This window comes from Bacillus alkalicellulosilyticus (assembly GCF_002019795.1).
GTDB lineage: Bacteria > Bacillota > Bacilli > Bacillales > Bacillaceae_F > Bacillus_AO > Bacillus_AO alkalicellulosilyticum.
On the sequence record NZ_KV917381.1, the window covers coordinates 25561 to 43783 of the forward strand.

An 18223-nucleotide genomic window follows, 5' to 3' on the forward strand; every position below is an offset into this window, starting at 1 on the left:
TTAAAGAAAGCGGTTTTGAAATTGCACCTTTGAGCCTCTTATTGAATGAAGTAGATAAGAGCGGTACATACCGTTATCATGTCGAGTGAAGCAGAAATCTTGCTTAAACAGAGTGGAACCACGTCTATGCGTCTCTGTGCTATTTTTAGCACAGGGATTTTTTTGTGTAGTAGCAATAATTTATGGTAGAGGGTAAGGACTCAGATAGAGTAAAGATTTTCGCGCAATGCTGGGCAGCAGTTAATTTAGAAGAGCTCACGAAAACTAGCACAGCCCATAATAGGTGAGGGGAAGACAATGGGGGAATTCGAATGAAGAAAGGATTAAAAACACTACTTAATGACATTGATGTCGTATTCGAACAGGATCCTGCTGCACGCAGTAGACTTGAAGTTATTTTTACCTATTCAGGTGTTCATGCCATCTGGGCCCATCGTTTAGCTCATGGGCTTTGGAAAAGGAAAATCTATTTTTTAGCACGGTTTATTTCTCAGGTGAGCCGATTTATTACCGGTATTGAAATTCATCCAGGTGCTAAAATAGGAGAACGTTTATTTATTGATCACGGTATGGGTGTCGTAATCGGTGAAACTTGTGAAATTGGTGATAACGTAACAATTTATCAAGGTGTAACACTTGGAGGAACGGGTAAGGAAAAAGGGAAAAGGCATCCAACGATAGAGGATAACGTCTTAATTGCTTCGGGTGCGAAAGTACTCGGTTCATTTACGATAGGAAATGGGTCAAGAATTGGTGCAGGATCTGTTGTGCTAAAAGAAGTTCCACCAAATTCTACGGTGGTAGGAATTCCAGGGCGGGTCGTCTTACAAGACGGAATTCGAGTAGAAGGTGATTTAGACCATCATAAATTACCTGACCCCATTTCCGATAAGTTTAAAGAATTAGAAGAAGAAATCAAAAAACTAAAACAAGAGCTTGATAAAGTTGGAGTAAACAGAAAAAACGAAAGTGAATAGACTAAGGGAAAGTACGTGGAAAGTGAGGAAAAGATGATGTCAATTCAAATGTATAATACATTAACTAGAACGAAAGAACCGTTTATCCCATTAGAAAAAGGGAAAGTAAAAATGTATGTATGTGGGCCAACCGTTTACAACTATATTCATATTGGAAATGCTAGACCGGCGATTGTATTTGATGTAGTCCGTCGCTATTTCGAATACCGGGGATATGATGTGACGTATATTTCGAATTTCACTGATGTGGATGATAAATTGATAAAGGCAGCAGCAGAGACAGGAGAAGATGTTCTGACGTTAGCAAACCGCTTTATTGATGCTTATCATGAGGATACATGTGCCTTAGGAGTAAAAAAAGCAGATGCTCATCCACGGGTAACTGAAACAATACAGGAGATTATTGAGTTTATCGAGCGTTTAATCGACAAAGGATTCGCGTATGAAGTGGGTGGCGATGTTTATTATCGCACAAGAGCTTTTAAAGGTTATGGAAAGCTGTCAACGCAGTCAATTGAAGAGCTCCAATCAGGAGCAAGAATTGAAGTAGGGCAGAAAAAAGATGACCCACTTGATTTTGCTTTATGGAAAAATGCAAAAGATGGCGAAATCTCCTGGGACAGTCCTTGGGGAAGCGGTCGACCAGGCTGGCATATAGAATGTTCGGCCATGGTAAAAAAATATTTAGGGGATACCATTGATATTCACGCAGGAGGTCAAGACTTAGCCTTTCCTCATCATGAAAATGAGATTGCTCAATCAGAGGCTCTAACGGGGAAAAAGATGGCGAATTATTGGCTTCATAACGGCTATATTAAAATTGATAATGAGAAAATGTCGAAATCGCTTGGAAACTTTGTGTTAGTTCATGACATCATTAAACAACATGACCCTGATGTTGTTAGGTTCTTCATGTTAACGGCTCATTATCGTAGCCCGATCAATTTTAGTGAAGAACTTTTAGAAAGTGCAAAACAAGGGTTAGACCGTCTACGAACAACTGTGGCAAATGTAGCACACCGATTACAAGAAAGTGCAGATTTGGCAATCAATGAAAATGAATGGCTTGATAAAATTAAGCATTTAAAAGACCGTTTTATTTCAGAAATGGATGATGATTTCAATACGGCAAATGCAATTTCAGTAATGTTTGATAGTGCAAAAGAAGCCAATGTATACTTGAGAGAAGCACAAACAAATAAAAAGGTGTTATCATCCTTTATTGATATGTTAACTGAATTTAGTGACATTCTAGGATTTTCAGTTGTAACTGAAAATGAGTTATTAGATGAAGAAGTCGATGCTTTAATTGAGCAACGAAATCAAGCAAGAAAAGATAGAGATTTTCAACTGGCTGACAAGATTCGTGATGACTTAAAAGAAAAAGGAATTATACTTGAGGATACTCCTCAAGGGGTTCGTTGGAAGAGGGCCTAACGATGGATAAGTTAGAACCTTTACAAGTCGATGCAGCGCAATTGAATGCTTTAGCGCTTGCGTATATGGGAGATGCTGTACTAGATATGTTTGTAAGGTATCACCTAATTGCGAATGGGAAAGTTAGGCCTCAGCGTTTACACGCAGAGGCTACTTCCTATGTATCCGCAAAGGCACAAGCAAAAGTAATCATGATTTTACTAGAGACTAACTTTTTATCTGAAAAAGAAGTATCGATTGTTATGAGGGGAAGAAATGCCAAATCAAATACGGTTCCCAAGAATACAGACCGAAGTACGTACAGTTACAGCACGGCATTTGAAGCTCTCCTAGGCTTTTTATATTTACAAAATGAATATGAACGCCTAAATGAGATAATAACTGAAATGTTTAATCTAATCGAAAAAAAACAAGAAGGAGGTGACATACATGGGTAGTGAATTTATTTTAGGAAAAAATCCTATTATTGAAGCTTTGCGAGCTGAACACCCGATTAATAAAATATGGATTGGCGAGGGTTCGCAAAAAGGACAAATGTCGAAAGTTTTAGAACTTGCTAAAGAACAAGGCGTTCTTGTGCAGCATGTACCTAAAAAAAAGCTCGATCAGTTGGTTAATTCGACAAATCACCAAGGAGTAGTGGCTTCTGTTGCGGCATATGAATATGCGGAAATGGAAGATTTGTTTGAGTTAGCTCGAAAAAGAGGAGTAGAACCGTTCTTTTTAATCTTAGATGAGTTAGAAGATCCACATAACTTAGGTTCAATTTTGCGGACTGCTGATGCAGTGGGAGCACACGGTGTTATTATTCCAAAAAGACGTGCTGTTGGCTTGACCCAAGTAGTGGCAAAAGCTTCTACAGGAGCGATTGAATATGTACCAGTTGTCAGAGTAACTAACATCGCAAGGACGATGGATGAACTTAAGAAACAAGGCATTTGGTTTGCGGGAACAGACGCTTCAGCAAAACAGGATTATAGACAAGCTTCATTTGATTTACCACTTGGTTTAGTAATCGGTAGTGAAGGAAAAGGCATTAGTAGATTAATTAAAGAGAAATGCGATTTTCTTGTAAAAATCCCGATGGTTGGACAAGTAACTTCCCTTAATGCGTCAGTTGCTGCTAGTTTGTTGATGTATGAAGTGTATCGCAAACGAAACCCGTTAGGAAGCGATTAAAATGAATGTAGTATTGTTAGTCGATGGCTATAACATTATTGGTGCCTGGCCAGAACTAAGAGAAGCAAAAGAACGGAATTTAGAGCTAGCAAGGGATTTATTATTAGAAAAAATGGCTGAATATCAAGCGTTTACTGGAAGTAAAGTAATTGTCATTTTTGATGCTCACATGGTAGAAGGAATTGGGAAAAAGTATCAAAATTACAGAGTTGATGTCATTTATACGAAAGAAAATGAAACAGCAGATGAAAGAATTGAAAAATTGGTTATCGAATTAAAACGAGTCGATACGCAAATATATGTAGCGACCTCAGATTTTGTCGAACAATCAGTAACTTTTGGGAGAGGAGCCCTTCGAAAGTCTGCCCGTGAATTACGAATTGAATTGGAAATTGCAGAAAAAGGCATTAAGAATAGTGTCGAAAAGACTCAAAAAAAACAACCTTCGACAAAAATCCCTCTTACAAAAGAAATGGCAGAACTTTTTGAAAAATGGCGTCGAGGCGACAGATGACTAGTTGACGCTTTTTAAAAACGTGCTATATAATATTGCTATATTTCTATTTTTATACAAAAAAGCAAGGTCGGAGGGATTTTACGTGAGCATGGACCTTAAGGAGACGATTCAAGTAAACATTGGACAAGAAGAAGACGAAGGTTTGGTTGAGAGAGTTAGAGAAGGCGATAGCACTGCACTTGAATATTTAATCAATAAATACAAGAACTTTGTAAGAGCAAAAGCTAGATCATATTTCTTAATTGGTGCAGACCACGAGGATATTGTTCAAGAAGGAATGATTGGACTCTATAAAGCGATCCGTGATTTTAAAGGGGACAAGCTATCTTCTTTTAAAGCATTTGCGGAGCTATGTATTACTAGACAAATCATTACTGCAATTAAGACGGCAACAAGACAAAAGCATATTCCTTTGAACTCGTATGTATCTCTTGATAAGCCTTTGTATGATGAAGAATCCGACCGTACACTCCTTGATGTGATATGCGGTTCACGTGTCACGGACCCAGAAGAATTGATTATTAATCAAGAAGAATTTGATGATATTGAATTAAAAATGGGTGAAATCTTGAGCGATTTAGAAAGAAAAGTATTAATGCTTTACTTAGATGGTCAATCCTACCAAGAGATTTCAGCTGAATTAAATAGACATGTAAAATCAATAGATAATGCCCTTCAGCGCGTAAAGAGAAAACTTGAACGTTATGTGGAGTTAAAAGGTGTTAGTCTATAAATTCGATTAAGACGTTAAAGAAAGCAATAGGAGCTCTGGGCATGAAGAGTTCCTATTGCTTTTTTGGGGAAGTAGGTTAGGTACTGTTTTTTATAATGTTTATATTAAAAAAGATTCGTCTACAATAGGGAGTAGCGTATTGATTTCCTTGTAGTATGAAAGCGTTATTGACACTAAAAATTCAGTATGATAGAGTAAAACAGTATGTAACTTTTATTTTCCAATTGTGGAGGTGTACAATGCGGAAGAAGGTTGTATTGGCGTGCACAATATGTCAGTCAAGAAATTATTCAACTGAAAAGAATAAAGAGAATCTTGGAAACCGCATTGAAATGAAGAAGTATTGCAAATCTTGTAACTTACACACACTTCATCAAGAAACGAAATAATTGGACAAGCGGTTCTTTTTTGCTTGAACCGATTTAATTTATAAAAGTAAAAATAGCAGTTGGAGTACGGAGGTGTCGTAAATGGCTAACGGGGAAAGAAGTTTAGGGAAGTTTTTACGTGGCGTTGGAGCGGAGTTGAAACGTGTTTCTTGGCCAACTCGAAAGGAATTAACTAGATACACACTGGTTGTTATTGGAACGGTAATCTTTATTTCAGTTTTCTTTTGGATTGTTGACACTGGAATCTCTGGTCTTATACGGCTAATTTTAGGTTAAAAATAAGGTAATTATCCATAGAGGAGGGAAGGACAAATATAGTCCTACACAGTATGGAGAAAAATTGGTATGTGGTTCATACTTATTCCGGTTATGAGAATAAGGTAAAGACAAATCTCGAAAAACGGGTAGAAACAATGGAAATGACAGATAAGATTTTCCGTGTGCTTGTGCCTGTTGAAGATGAGACAGAAGTAAAAAACGGTAAATCAAAAACAGTTAGTCGAAAAGTGTTTCCGGGGTATGTCCTTGTAGAGATGGTCATGACTGACGATTCTTGGTATGTCGTTCGTAATACACCAGGTGTAACTGGATTCGTAGGTTCAGCAGGAGCAGGTTCAAAACCAACGGCACTACTGCCAGAGGAAGTAGAAAATATCCTGAAACAAATGGGAGTCGAAGAGCCTAAGGCTGAAATTGATTTTGAATTAAAAGAATCTGTTAAAGTCAAAGAAGGTCCTTTTGCTAACTTTATTGGAACAATCGAAGAAATTGCAGTGGAAAAGCAAAAATTAAAAGTTCACGTCAATATGTTTGGTCGTGAAACTCCTGTTGAACTTGAGTTTACTCAAGTGGAGAAAATTTAACAAACTCTATAGCTTTTATAAAAAGAACTTGCTATCTTGTTATGAAAGTGATAGAATTTTCATGTTCTATTGTTTGAATTGAGTGGGAGGGTATAAACCCGGTTACCACATCACGGACTAAGGAGGTGTGTCACGTGGCTAAAAAGGTTATTAAAATGGTTAAATTACAAATTCCAGCAGGGAAAGCTAACCCGGCTCCACCAGTAGGACCAGCATTAGGTCAAGCAGGTGTAAATATTATGGGATTCTGTAAAGAATTCAACGCTCGTACTTCAGACCAAGCGGGTTTAATTATTCCGGTTGAAATTACGGTATTTGAAGACCGTTCGTTTACATTCATCACAAAAACTCCACCTGCTGCTGTATTACTTAAAAAAGCAGCTGGAATTGAGTCTGGTTCTGGTGAACCTAACGTTAAAAAAGTAGCAACTGTTAAGCGTGATAAAGTGCGCGAGATTGCTGAGACTAAAATGCCTGATCTAAACGCTGCAAGCGTTGAATCAGCGATGCGTATGGTTGAAGGTACTGCAAGAAGCATGGGTATTGTGATTGAAGACTAAGTTTTGTTGACGAGGGTTGCGAGTAAGGAGAAGCTCCTTTCCTGCAACCTTTATTAGTGGGAGGTATTACCGCTAAAACCACAATTGAGGAGGAAAAGAAAGTGGCTAAACGAGGAAAAAAATATCAAGAAGCTGTAAAGTTGATTGATCGCGAAACAGCATACGCTGCTGAAGAAGCGATTGAATTAGTGAAAAAAGCATCAACGGCAAAGTTTGATGAAACAGTTGAAGCTGCGTTTCGCCTAGGAGTAGACCCTAAAAAAGCTGACCAACAAATTCGTGGAGCAGTTGTTCTTCCAAACGGAACAGGGAAAACTCAACGCGTGTTAGTTTTTGCTAAAGGTGAAAAGCTAAAAGAAGCAGAAGCTGCAGGTGCAGACTATGTTGGAGACGAAGATTATATTAATAAAATCAGCCAAGGTTGGTTTGAGTTTGATGTAATCGTAGCTACTCCAGATATGATGGGCCAAGTTGGTAAACTTGGACGTGTGCTTGGACCTAAAGGTTTAATGCCTAACCCTAAAACTGGTACTGTTACATTTGATGTAGCAAAAGCTGTTAACGAAATTAAAGCAGGTAAAGTTGAATACCGTGTTGATAAAGCTGGTAACATCCACGCTCCAATCGGTAAAGTTTCTTTTGAAACAGCTAAGCTTGTTGAAAACTTAAACGCAGTTGTTGATGCGCTTATGAAAGCTAAGCCAGCAGCAGCAAAAGGAACATACATGAAAAACGTTTCTGTTACTTCAACTATGGGTCCTGGTGTTAAAGTTAATACAACTGCTTTAGTAAAGTAATTGTTGACATTAGTCGAATAACTAAGTATAATTCTAAAAGTGTTCACTTAGAGCGCTAATTATATAAATGACTCATACCGTAGACAGTAGGTGCCTAACGTGCTTAATTTCCTACCGAGGTTTGGATATCAGACTTTCTGAAATTCTAACAACCTTCGTATGTCTATACGAAGGTTTTCTTTGTTTACAGGTGTGACACAAGACTTACAGGAGGTGTAACTATGAGCCAAATTATCGAAAAAAAGAAACAGGTTGTATCTGAAATTGCTGCAAAGTTACGTGAGAGCAAATCAACTGTACTAGTTGACTATCGCGGACTTAACGTAGCTGAAGTGACAGAACTTCGTAAGCAACTTCGTGAAGCTGGCGTTGAATTCAAAGTATATAAAAATACAATGTCTCGTCGTGCTACAGAAGAAGCTAACCTAGCTGAACTTAACGAGCAACTTGTTGGACCAACTGCGATTGCATTTAGTGCAGACGATGTTATTGCTCCAGCAAAAATCATCCACGGTTTTGCTAAAAAGCATGAAGCTTTAGAAATTAAAGCTGGTGTAATTGAAGGTAATATTGCTTCTGTTGAGGATGTGCAAGCATTAGCTGAGCTTCCATCTCGTGAAGGATTACTTTCTATGTTACTTAGCGTGCTTCAAGCACCTGTACGTAACTTTGCATTGGCTACAAAAGCTGTTGCAGACCAAAAAGAAGAGCAAGGAGCTTAAGTTTCCTAGCTTTAACGTGTAAGACCAGAAACTAAAAAAATAACAACCATAATAGGAGGATTTTAAAATGAGTAAAGATCAAATCATTGAAGCGATTAAAGAAATGACAGTTTTAGAATTAAACGACCTTGTTAAAGCAATCGAAGAGGAGTTTGGTGTAACTGCTGCTGCTCCTGTAGCTGTAGCTGGTGGAGCTGCTGCTGATGCTGCTGCTGAGCAATCTGAGTTCGATGTAATTCTTGCAAGTGCTGGTGGATCAAAAATCAACGTAATTAAAGTTGTTCGTGAAATCACTGGTTTAGGCTTAAAAGAAGCTAAAGCTCTTGTTGATGGCGCTCCAGCTCCAATTAAAGAAGGCGTAGCTAAAGAAGAAGCTGAAGAAGTGAAAGCTAAACTTGAAGAAGCTGGTGCTTCTGTAGAAGTTAAGTAATTTACATCTTAAAGAAAGCTAGATACGATAATCGTGTCTAGCTTTTTTCTTATGGGTATGGTGTTGACAGTTTTTATAAGGTTTTCGTTTTATGACTATACTATTTACTAGTGTAGGATAAGGAGGAATTGCGGTGAGTGACCATTATTATTCAGAGAACCCATCTGTTGAAAGTAAACCAAAACAAATTACTTTTGAGTTAAGAGGGAAACAACTTTCGTTTGTATCAGATAGTGGTGTCTTCTCAAAAAAAGAAATAGATTTCGGCACACAGCTTTTGCTAGAGTCTTTTGAATTTCCGACTAGTGGCGAGGGGGCTCTTATTGATGTTGGTTGTGGCTATGGCCCAATTGGTATAACGTTGGCTAAAGAAGATAAAAGTCGAAAAGTGTACATGGTAGATATTAATGAAAGAGCACTCGAACTTTCCCGAAAAAACGCAGAAAAAAACGGGGCTGCGAATGTTGTCGTAAGAAAGAGTAGATTGTTTGATAACGTGAATACCCAGAAGTTTAGTGCTGTTATTACGAACCCTCCTATTCGGGCAGGCAAACAGGTTGTTCATGAATTGTTTGAGCAGGCTTTTGAACAGCTAGAAACAAACGGTGAATTATGGGTAGTCATACAAAAGAAGCAAGGGGCTCCCTCAGCAATTGAAAAAATCAAATCACTTTTTCAAGAATGTGAAGTCGTTTCTAAGAAAAAGGGCTATTATATTATCCGCGCAAAAAAGATTTGACTCGTGATTTAGTTTGTGATATTGTTATTTAATGCGTATGACTGCAAATTTTTAGTAGACCATTTTACGAAAAGTCAAGAGGAATTTACTGTTTATTTTTTACTGAGATGGTTATACTTATAAAATTGAAAAAATGTGTTTTACTTATGTGGTTTTTTATAAACCATTTTTCTTTTTCAGTACGACTTACTTAAGTCTTGCTAGTAAATAATCTTAAAAAGAAAGATTTGAGGGGTGAATGAGTTGACAGGTCAACTAGTTCAATACGGACGCCACCGCCAACGAAGAAGCTACGCGCGAATTCATGAAGTGTTAGAGCTGCCGAATTTAATTGAGATTCAAACAGCTTCATACGAATGGTTTCTTGAACATGGTTTACGAGAAATGTTTCAAGATATTTCTCCAATTCAAGATTTCACAGGAAATCTCGTACTAGAGTTTATTGATTATAACCTAGGAGAACCTAAGTATTCTGTTGATGAATCAAAAGAACGTGATGTTACATATGCGGCACCATTGCGTGTGAAAGTTCGTCTCATTAACAAAGAGACTGGTGAGGTAAAAGAGCAAGAAGTATTTATGGGAGATTTCCCATTGATGACTGAAATGGGAACATTTGTAATCAACGGAGCCGAGCGTGTTATCGTCTCACAGCTTGTGCGTTCTCCGAGTGTTTACTATAGTAAGAAAATCGATAAAAATGGTAAAAAAGGCTTCACGGCTACTGTTATACCAAACCGTGGTGCTTGGTTAGAGTTGGAAACAGATGCTAAGGATATTGTGTATGTGAGAATAGATCGTACAAGGAAGATCCCTGTTACGGTTCTTTTGCGTGCCCTAGGCTTCGGCTCAGACCAGGAAATCATTGATTTACTTGGTGAAGATGAGTACTTACGCAATTCATTAGAAAAAGACAATACAGATGGTACTGATAAAGCACTATTAGAAATTTATGAGCGTTTACGTCCGGGTGAACCACCAACAGTAGATAATGCAAAAAGTCTATTGGAGTCTAGATTCTTTGACCCTAAGCGTTATGACTTAGCAAGCGTAGGACGTTATAAAATTAACAAAAAGCTTCACATTAAAAATAGATTATTCAACCAAAAACTTGCAGAAACATTAGTTGACCCAGAAACTGGTGAAATTATTGCGGAACAAGGAACTCAAATTGATAGACGAACACTTGACCGAATTCTACCGTATCTTGAAAAAAATGTAGGGTTCCGTACAGTAAGTGTATCTGGTGGAGTAGTTGAAGATGATGATATCGCTCTTCAAACGGTGCATATTTATGCTCCTGATGACCAAGATGGTGAACGAATCATCAAAGTAATCGGAAATGCGATGGTAGAAAAAGATGTTAAGCACATTACACCTGCTGATATCATTTCTTCTATTAACTATTTCTTTGACTTATTACACGGTGTAGGTGATACCGATGATATTGACCATTTAGGAAATCGTCGTCTTCGTTCGGTAGGAGAATTGCTACAAAATCAATTTAGAATTGGTTTATCTCGTATGGAACGTGTTGTACGAGAGCGTATGTCAATTCAAGATCCTAATATGATTACACCACAAGCGTTAATTAATATTCGACCTGTTATTGCTTCGATAAAAGAGTTCTTTGGAAGCTCTCAGTTATCGCAGTTCATGGACCAAACGAATCCATTAGCTGAATTGACTCATAAACGTCGTTTATCAGCATTAGGGCCAGGTGGTTTAACTCGTGAACGTGCTGGATTTGAAGTGCGTGACGTTCATTACTCTCACTATGGTCGTATGTGTCCGATTGAAACGCCAGAGGGACCAAACATCGGTTTAATTAACTCATTGTCTAGTTATGCAAAAGTTAATGAGTTTGGTTTTATGGAAACGCCATATCGTAGAGTCGACCCTGATACAGGTAAGGTTACAAGTCGAATTGACTACTTAACTGCCGATGAGGAAGATAATTATGTAGTGGCACAGGCCAATGCGAAGCTTGGAGAAGATGGATCATTTATTGACGATAACATTATCGCTCGATTCCGTGGTGAGAATACGGTAGTTCCAAGAGAACGAGTGGACTACATGGATGTATCGCCTAAGCAGGTTGTATCAGCTGCGACATCGTGTATTCCGTTCTTGGAAAACGATGACTCTAACCGTGCTCTAATGGGAGCAAACATGCAACGTCAAGCAGTTCCTTTAATGGTGCCTGAAGCACCACTTGTTGGTACTGGTATGGAGCATGTTTCTGCGAAAGACTCTGGAGCTGCGATTGTTAATAAACATCGTGGTATTGCTGAAAAAGTAACAGCAAAAGAAGTGTGGATTCGTCGCCTTGAAGAAGTAGATGGGAAAGAAATTCAAGGCGATTTAGACAAATATAAGTTACAAAAATTCATTCGTTCCAACCAAGGAACGTGCTATAACCAGCGTCCGATCGTAAGCGAAGGGGACATCGTAGAAAAACGTGAAATCATTGCTGACGGTCCGTCAATGGAAAAAGGCGAATTAGCTCTTGGTCGAAATGTCATGGTTGGATTTATGACATGGGAAGGGTACAACTACGAGGATGCGATTATCTTAAGTGAGCGTCTTGTTAAGGACGATGTATACACGTCGATTCATATTGAAGAGTATGAGTCAGAAGCGCGTGATACAAAACTTGGACCTGAAGAAATTACTCGTGATATTCCTAACGTAGGTGAGGATGCATTACGTAATTTAGATGACCGTGGAATTATCCGTGTCGGAGCAGAAGTAAAGGATGGAGACATCTTAGTTGGTAAGGTTACACCAAAAGGGGTAACTGAATTGACTGCTGAAGAAAGACTCTTACATGCGATTTTCGGTGAAAAAGCGCGTGAAGTTCGTGATACATCACTAAGAGCACCTCATGGTGGAGACGGTATCGTACTCGATGTTAAAATCTTCAACCGCGAAAACGGAGATGAATTACCACCAGGTGTAAATCAACTAGTTCGCGTGTACATCGTACAAAAACGTAAAATACATGAAGGCGATAAAATGGCTGGACGTCATGGAAATAAGGGTGTTATCTCTAAGATTTTACCTGAAGAAGATATGCCATATTTACCAGACGGTACACCAATCGACATCATGTTAAATCCTTTAGGGGTACCATCACGTATGAATATCGGACAAGTGCTAGAGCTTCACTTGGGTATGGCTGCAAGAAGACTAGGGATTCATGTAGCATCTCCTGTATTTGATGGAGCTCGTGAGGAAGATGTTTGGGCAACACTTGGTGAGGCAGGTATGGCCCGTGATGGAAAAACAGTTTTATATGATGGTCGCACAGGTGAACCATTTGATAACCGTGTATCTGTCGGAATCATGTATATGATTAAGCTTGCCCACATGGTTGATGATAAGCTACATGCTCGTTCAACAGGTCCTTATTCACTAGTTACGCAGCAACCACTTGGTGGTAAAGCGCAGTTTGGTGGACAGCGTTTTGGGGAAATGGAAGTATGGGCACTTGAAGCATATGGTGCGGCTTATACATTACAAGAAATTTTAACGGTTAAATCCGATGACGTTGTTGGGCGTGTGAAAACATACGAAGCTATCGTTAAAGGGGAAAACGTTCCAGAACCAGGAGTTCCAGAATCGTTTAAAGTATTAATCAAGGAGCTTCAAAGCTTAGGTATGGACGTTAAGATGTTATCTAGCAATGAAGAAGAGATTGAAATGAAAGAGCTAGATGACGAAGATGAGCAAGTCAATGAAAAACTAAACTTAAACCTTGAAACAAACGAGGGTTAAATAGACGAGGGCTGGGTTTCCCAGCCTCGTCACAAAAATAATAGCAAGTTAAGATCAAAAGGGAGGTTGGCCCCTTGATAGATGTTAATAATTTTGAGTATATGAAGATCGGTCTTGCTTCGCCAAACAAGATTCGTTCATGGTCTCGTGGAGAAGTTAAAAAACCTGAGACAATTAATTATCGTACACTTAAGCCTGAAAAAGATGGTTTGTTCTGCGAACGAATTTTTGGTCCGACAAAAGACTGGGAATGTCATTGTGGGAAATATAAGCGCGTTCGATATAAAGGTGTAGTATGTGACCGTTGTGGAGTAGAAGTCACAAGAGCAAAAGTTCGTCGTGAAAGAATGGGTCACATCGAACTGGCTGCTCCTGTATCGCATATATGGTATTTTAAAGGAATCCCTAGTCGTATGGGCCTTGTACTAGATATGTCACCTCGTTCACTTGAAGAAGTGATATACTTCGCTTCTTATGTAGTAACAGAGCCTGGAGATACACCATTAGAAAAGAAACAACTTCTTTCTGAAAAAGAATACCGCACGTACCGTGATAAATACGGAAGAGGCTTTACGGCTCAAATGGGTGCTGAGGCCATCAAAAAACTTTTAGCTGACATTGACCTTGAAAAAGACGTCGATTCACTAAAAGAAGAATTGATTACTGCACAAGGACAACGTCGTACTCGTGCGATAAAGCGTCTAGAAGTGTTAGAAGCATTCCGTCATTCAGGAAATGACCCTTCATGGATGGTTCTTGATGTTTTACCGGTAATTCCACCTGAACTTCGTCCAATGGTTCAATTAGATGGTGGTCGTTTCGCGACGTCTGATTTAAACGACTTGTACCGTCGTGTAATTAATAGAAATAATCGTTTAAAACGTCTATTAGACCTTGGAGCGCCAAACATTATCGTTCAAAACGAGAAGCGTATGCTACAAGAAGCGGTAGATGCCTTAATTGATAATGGTAGACGTGGTCGTCCGGTTACTGGACCAGGGAATCGCCCGTTAAAATCATTGTCTCACATGTTAAAAGGGAAACAAGGTCGTTTCCGCCAAAACTTATTAGGTAAACGTGTTGACTACTCTGGACGTTCAGTTATCGTTGTAGGACCGAACTTAAAGATGTACCAATGTGGACTTCCAAAAGAAATGGCTCTTGAGTTATTCAAGCCATTTGTTATGAAGGAGTTAGTAAGTAAGGGATTGGCTCATAACATTAAAAGTGCAAAGCGAAAGGTTGAGCGTATTCAACCTGAGGTGTGGGATGTTTTAGAAGAAGTTATTCGTGAGCATCCAGTTCTTTTAAACCGTGCACCTACGCTTCATAGATTAGGAATCCAGGCTTTTGAACCGACACTAGTAGAAGGACGCGCGATTAAGTTACATCCACTTGTATGTACAGCTTATAACGCCGACTTTGACGGAGACCAAATGGCTGTTCACGTTCCTCTATCAGCAGAAGCACAAGCAGAAGCTCGTATTTTAATGTTAGCTGCACAAAACATCTTAAATCCTAAAGATGGAAAACCAGTTGTTACTCCTTCACAGGATATGGTCTTAGGAAACTATTACCTTACTCTTGAACGCGAAAATGTGGTTGGAGAAGGTTCTATCTTTAAAGATACAAATGAAGCATTAACGGCTTATCAAAATGGATATGTTCATTTACACAGTCGTATTGCACTTCCGGTTGCTTCTCTTAACAAGCCAACATTCTCGGAAGAAGATAATACAAAGTTACTATTAACTACGGTCGGGAAGGTGATTTTTAACGAAATATTACCTGAATCATTCCCGTACATTAATGAACCAACAGAATCGAATCTTGAGGTTGCATTACCTGATAAATACTTAGTGCCAATGACAGCAAATGTAAAAGAAGAATTTGCTAAGCGTGATGTAGTAAAGCCGTTTAAAAAAGGTTTCCTAGGTGATGTTATTGCGCAAGTTTTCAAGAGCTTTAAGATTACTGAGACTTCAAAAATGCTTGACCGTATGAAAGATTTAGGATTTAAATACTCTACCAAAGCTGGTATTACGATTGGTATCGCAGACATCGTAGTATTACCTGAGAAGAAAGTTGTTCTTGAAGAGGCTGAAGGAAAAGTAGATCGCGTATTAAAGCAATTTAGACGTGGTTTAATTACTGAAGAAGAGCGTTATGACCGCGTTATCTCCATTTGGAGTGAAGCGAAAGATATTATCCAAGAGAAACTGATGAAATCATTAGATCATCATAACCCGATCTTTATGATGAGTGACTCTGGAGCCCGTGGTAACGCATCTAACTTTACACAGTTAGCCGGGATGCGTGGACTAATGGCTAACCCATCTGGTCGAATCATTGAACTTCCGATTAAGTCAAGTTTCCGTGAAGGTCTGACAGTATTAGAGTACTTTATCTCTACTCATGGTGCGCGTAAAGGTCTAGCCGATACAGCCCTGAAAACAGCTGACTCAGGATACTTAACTCGTCGACTAGTAGATGTTGCACAGGATGTAATCGTTCGTGAAGATGATTGTGGAACGGACAGAGGACTTGAAGTGGCTGCAATTGCTGAAGGAACAGATGTTATCGAGAACTTATTTGACCGTTTGGTTGGTCGTGTTGCCTTTAAAACAGTACGTCACCCAGAAACAAAAGAAGTTATCGTTGCAAAAAATCAGTTAATTGAAGAAGACCTTGCGAAACAAGTCGTTGACGCTGGTGTTGAACAAGTTACGATTCGATCCGTATTTACATGTGATACTCGTCATGGAGTATGTAAAGCATGTTACGGCCGTAACCTTGCAACAGGTAGTGATGTTGAAGTTGGAGAAGCAGTTGGTATTATCGCAGCTCAATCAATTGGTGAGCCAGGAACACAGCTTACGATGCGTACCTTCCATACAGGAGGGGTAGCTGGAGATGATATTACTCAAGGTTTACCTCGTATCCAGGAGCTATTTGAAGCCCGTAACCCTAAAGGTCAAGCGGTTATCTCTGAGATAGAAGGTAAAGTAATTACTGTTAATGATAGCTCTGATAAGCGTGAAGTGGTTGTTCAAGGGGAAATGGAAACAAGAAATTATGCCATCCCTTATGGTTCCCGTCTGAAAGTTGTTGTTGATGATGAACTAGTTCCAGGTCAAGTTATTACAGAGGGTTCGATTGACCCTAAAGAACTTCTTGGCGTTACTGGAATGCAAGGTGTTCAAGAATACCTACTCCGCGAAGTACAAAAGGTTTATCGTATGCAAGGGGTTGAAATTGGTGATAAACACGTAGAGGTAATGGTTCGCCAAATGCTTCGTAAAATCCGTGTTATCGACGCTGGAGATACAAATGTATTACCAGGTTCATTAATTGACATCCATGTATTCAACGATGAGAATAGAAGAGTGTTACTGCGTGATGAGCGCCCTGCAACTGGTCGCCCAGTCTTACTTGGTATCACAAAAGCATCATTAGAAACAGAATCATTCTTATCAGCGGCTTCGTTCCAAGAAACAACAAGAGTTCTTACGGACGCTGCAATTAAAGGTAAGAAAGATGAACTTCTTGGTCTGAAGGAGAATGTTATTATCGGTAAGCTTGTACCGGCTGGAACAGGCATGAATCAATACCGTAACCTAAACATCCTTTCAAAGTACGATAACGATAAGGCGCAAGAGGATGAACTTGAACCGATTGAGTCGATGGTGACACAAGATTAATTTTAGTGTTGACATTCAATATGAGAGAGTGATATTATATCGTAGTGTGCCTGAAAGAACCCTGTAGCTTTGGAGGATTGTAAATGTCTTATGAAAAAGTGACACAGGCAGAAAACCTAGTAATAGGGACGAAGCAAACATTAAAAGCTCTTGAGACTGAAGTTGTTAAAGAAGTGTTTATTGCTGAAGATGCGGATCGTCGTGTTGTCATGAAAGTGAAAGCAGTAGCACAGAAAAAACAACTGCAAGTAACATATGTTGATTCCATGAAAAAGCTTGGAAAAGCTTGTGGGATAGATGTTGGGGCTTCGACTGTTGCCATAATAAAGTAATATTGTTTTTGCCAATGTGGCGTCGCTCACTTGGCAAAAACTTTACTTTTGCACTTTCTCGAACCACCAGGATCGGTGGTCTTGAAAATAAACAAAGGAAGGAGGAAAAAAGATGCCTACAATTAATCAGTTAATTAGAAAAGGTCGTGAGGCTAAGATTAAAAAGTCTGACTCACCTGCTCTAAATAAAGGATATAACAGCTTTAAAAAGGAGCAAACAAACTTGTCTTCTCCTCAAAAGCGTGGAGTTTGTACGCGTGTTGGTACAATGACACCGAAAAAACCAAACTCAGCTTTACGTAAATATGCTCGTGTACGTTTAACTAACGGAATCGAGGTAACAGCATACATTCCAGGAATTGGACACAACCTACAAGAACATAGTGTTGTACTTATTCGTGGAGGACGTGTAAAGGATTTACCAGGGGTACGTTATCACATTGTTCGTGGTGCGCTTGATACAGCTGGTGTTCAAAACCGTATGCAAGGTCGTTCTAAGTATGGAACAAAAAGACCGAAAGAGAAAAAATAAGTAACTATCAAAATAGATGTTTAGTCGATGAAAGGAGGGGAAATAATGCCTCGTAAAGGACCTGTAGCTCGTAGAGATGTATTACCTGATCCGCTTTATAAATCAAAATTAGTAACTCGTTTAATCAACCGTATTATGGTTGATGGAAAAAAAGGTGTTGCTGAGCAAATTTTATATAATGCGTTTGAACTTGTTCAAGAACGTAGTGGGAAAGACCCTATGGAAGTATTTGACCAAGCTCTTAAAAATATCATGCCAGTACTAGAAGTTAAAGCTCGCCGTGTTGGTGGTGCAAACTATCAAGTACCGATCGAAGTTAAACCTGACCGTCGTACTACACTAGGTCTTCGCTGGTTAGTAAACTATGCAAGACTTCGTGGAGAAAAGACAATGCAAGAGCGTTTAGCGAATGAAATTTTAGATGCTGCTAACAATACTGGTGCAGCAGTTAAAAAGCGTGAAGATACTCATAAAATGGCAGAAGCAAATAAAGCATTTGCTCACTACCGTTGGTAGGATCAAACGAATTAAACTA

General features: G+C 39.0%; 19 protein-coding genes and 2 other annotated features (1 of these 21 cut by a window edge). All 19 genes read left to right on the plus strand.

The features are described from left to right. Positions 1-139 (plus strand) — a binding site (T-box leader) (it extends 72 nt beyond the left edge of the window). A gap of 172 nt (positions 140-311) precedes the next feature. The 19 genes from cysE to rpsG all read left to right on the plus strand — a co-directional run bounded on the left by cysE (position 312) and on the right by rpsG (position 18204). Then, positions 312-977, plus strand: a complete 666-nt coding sequence (gene cysE / locus BK585_RS00130) for a serine O-acetyltransferase (protein ID WP_078551148.1) — start codon at positions 312-314, stop codon at positions 975-977. A 36-nt stretch (positions 978-1013) separates the two neighbouring features. Continuing rightward, positions 1014-2414: a cysteine--tRNA ligase gene (gene cysS / locus BK585_RS00135; RefSeq protein ID WP_078556539.1), complete on the plus strand. Its 1401-nt coding sequence runs from the start codon at positions 1014-1016 to the stop codon at positions 2412-2414. A gap of 2 nt (positions 2415-2416) precedes the next feature. Continuing rightward, on the plus strand, positions 2417-2851 hold the full coding sequence (locus BK585_RS00140) for a Mini-ribonuclease 3 (RefSeq protein ID WP_078551149.1): 435 nt from the start codon (positions 2417-2419) through the stop codon (positions 2849-2851). Next, the gene (gene rlmB / locus BK585_RS00145) at positions 2844-3593 is read left to right on the plus strand and encodes a 23S rRNA (guanosine(2251)-2'-O)-methyltransferase RlmB (RefSeq protein ID WP_078551150.1); all 750 of its coding nucleotides are present in this window, start codon (positions 2844-2846) and stop codon (positions 3591-3593) included. The genes BK585_RS00140 and rlmB overlap by 8 nt, the downstream gene beginning before the upstream one ends. Position 3594: 1 nt before the next feature. Next, complete coding sequence (locus tag BK585_RS00150) at positions 3595-4107, plus strand: NYN domain-containing protein (protein WP_078551151.1); 513 nt, start codon at positions 3595-3597, stop codon at positions 4105-4107. 91 nt (positions 4108-4198) lie between these two features. Continuing rightward, entirely contained in the window at positions 4199-4843 is a 645-nt protein-coding gene (gene sigH, locus BK585_RS00155) for an RNA polymerase sporulation sigma factor SigH (protein ID WP_170885687.1), read from the plus strand. A gap of 239 nt (positions 4844-5082) precedes the next feature. Next, positions 5083-5232, plus strand: coding sequence for a 50S ribosomal protein L33 (gene rpmG, locus BK585_RS00160; protein ID WP_078551153.1), 150 nt, complete (start codon positions 5083-5085; stop codon positions 5230-5232). Between the two features lie 81 nt (positions 5233-5313). Continuing rightward, positions 5314-5508: a preprotein translocase subunit SecE gene (gene secE, locus BK585_RS00165; RefSeq protein ID WP_078551154.1), complete on the plus strand. Its 195-nt coding sequence runs from the start codon at positions 5314-5316 to the stop codon at positions 5506-5508. A gap of 53 nt (positions 5509-5561) precedes the next feature. After that, on the plus strand, positions 5562-6095 hold the full coding sequence (gene nusG, locus BK585_RS00170; RefSeq protein WP_078551155.1) for a transcription termination/antitermination protein NusG: 534 nt from the start codon (positions 5562-5564) through the stop codon (positions 6093-6095). A 134-nt stretch (positions 6096-6229) separates the two neighbouring features. Then, positions 6230-6655: a 50S ribosomal protein L11 gene (gene rplK, locus BK585_RS00175; RefSeq protein WP_139367468.1), complete on the plus strand. Its 426-nt coding sequence runs from the start codon at positions 6230-6232 to the stop codon at positions 6653-6655. A 56-nt stretch (positions 6656-6711) separates the two neighbouring features. Next, positions 6712-7452, plus strand: a complete 741-nt coding sequence (rplA, locus tag BK585_RS00180; RefSeq protein ID WP_472924272.1) for a 50S ribosomal protein L1 — start codon at positions 6712-6714, stop codon at positions 7450-7452. Between the two features lie 59 nt (positions 7453-7511). Then, positions 7512-7642 (plus strand) — a sequence feature (ribosomal protein L10 leader region). Between the two features lie 31 nt (positions 7643-7673). Beyond that, positions 7674-8174, plus strand: coding sequence for a 50S ribosomal protein L10 (gene rplJ / locus BK585_RS00185; RefSeq protein WP_078551158.1), 501 nt, complete (start codon positions 7674-7676; stop codon positions 8172-8174). 67 nt (positions 8175-8241) lie between these two features. Further along, positions 8242-8604, plus strand: a complete 363-nt coding sequence (gene rplL, locus BK585_RS00190) for a 50S ribosomal protein L7/L12 (protein WP_078551159.1) — start codon at positions 8242-8244, stop codon at positions 8602-8604. 133 nt (positions 8605-8737) lie between these two features. Next, entirely contained in the window at positions 8738-9343 is a 606-nt protein-coding gene (locus tag BK585_RS00195; RefSeq protein ID WP_078551160.1) for a class I SAM-dependent methyltransferase, read from the plus strand. 243 nt (positions 9344-9586) lie between these two features. Continuing rightward, positions 9587-13123 carry a DNA-directed RNA polymerase subunit beta gene (rpoB, locus tag BK585_RS00200; RefSeq protein WP_078551161.1) on the plus strand — a complete coding sequence of 1179 codons (3537 nt, stop codon included), beginning with the start codon at positions 9587-9589 and terminating at the stop codon, positions 13121-13123. A gap of 74 nt (positions 13124-13197) precedes the next feature. Further along, on the plus strand, positions 13198-16824 hold the full coding sequence (rpoC, locus tag BK585_RS00205) for a DNA-directed RNA polymerase subunit beta' (protein ID WP_078551162.1): 3627 nt from the start codon (positions 13198-13200) through the stop codon (positions 16822-16824). Positions 16825-16907: 83 nt separating this feature from the next. After that, complete coding sequence (locus tag BK585_RS00210) at positions 16908-17156, plus strand: 50S ribosomal protein L7ae-like protein (protein WP_078551163.1); 249 nt, start codon at positions 16908-16910, stop codon at positions 17154-17156. A 112-nt stretch (positions 17157-17268) separates the two neighbouring features. Then, on the plus strand, positions 17269-17688 hold the full coding sequence (rpsL, locus tag BK585_RS00215) for a 30S ribosomal protein S12 (protein WP_078551164.1): 420 nt from the start codon (positions 17269-17271) through the stop codon (positions 17686-17688). A gap of 45 nt (positions 17689-17733) precedes the next feature. Beyond that, complete coding sequence (gene rpsG / locus BK585_RS00220; RefSeq protein WP_078551165.1) at positions 17734-18204, plus strand: 30S ribosomal protein S7; 471 nt, start codon at positions 17734-17736, stop codon at positions 18202-18204. The last annotated feature ends 19 nt before the right edge of the window (positions 18205-18223 follow it).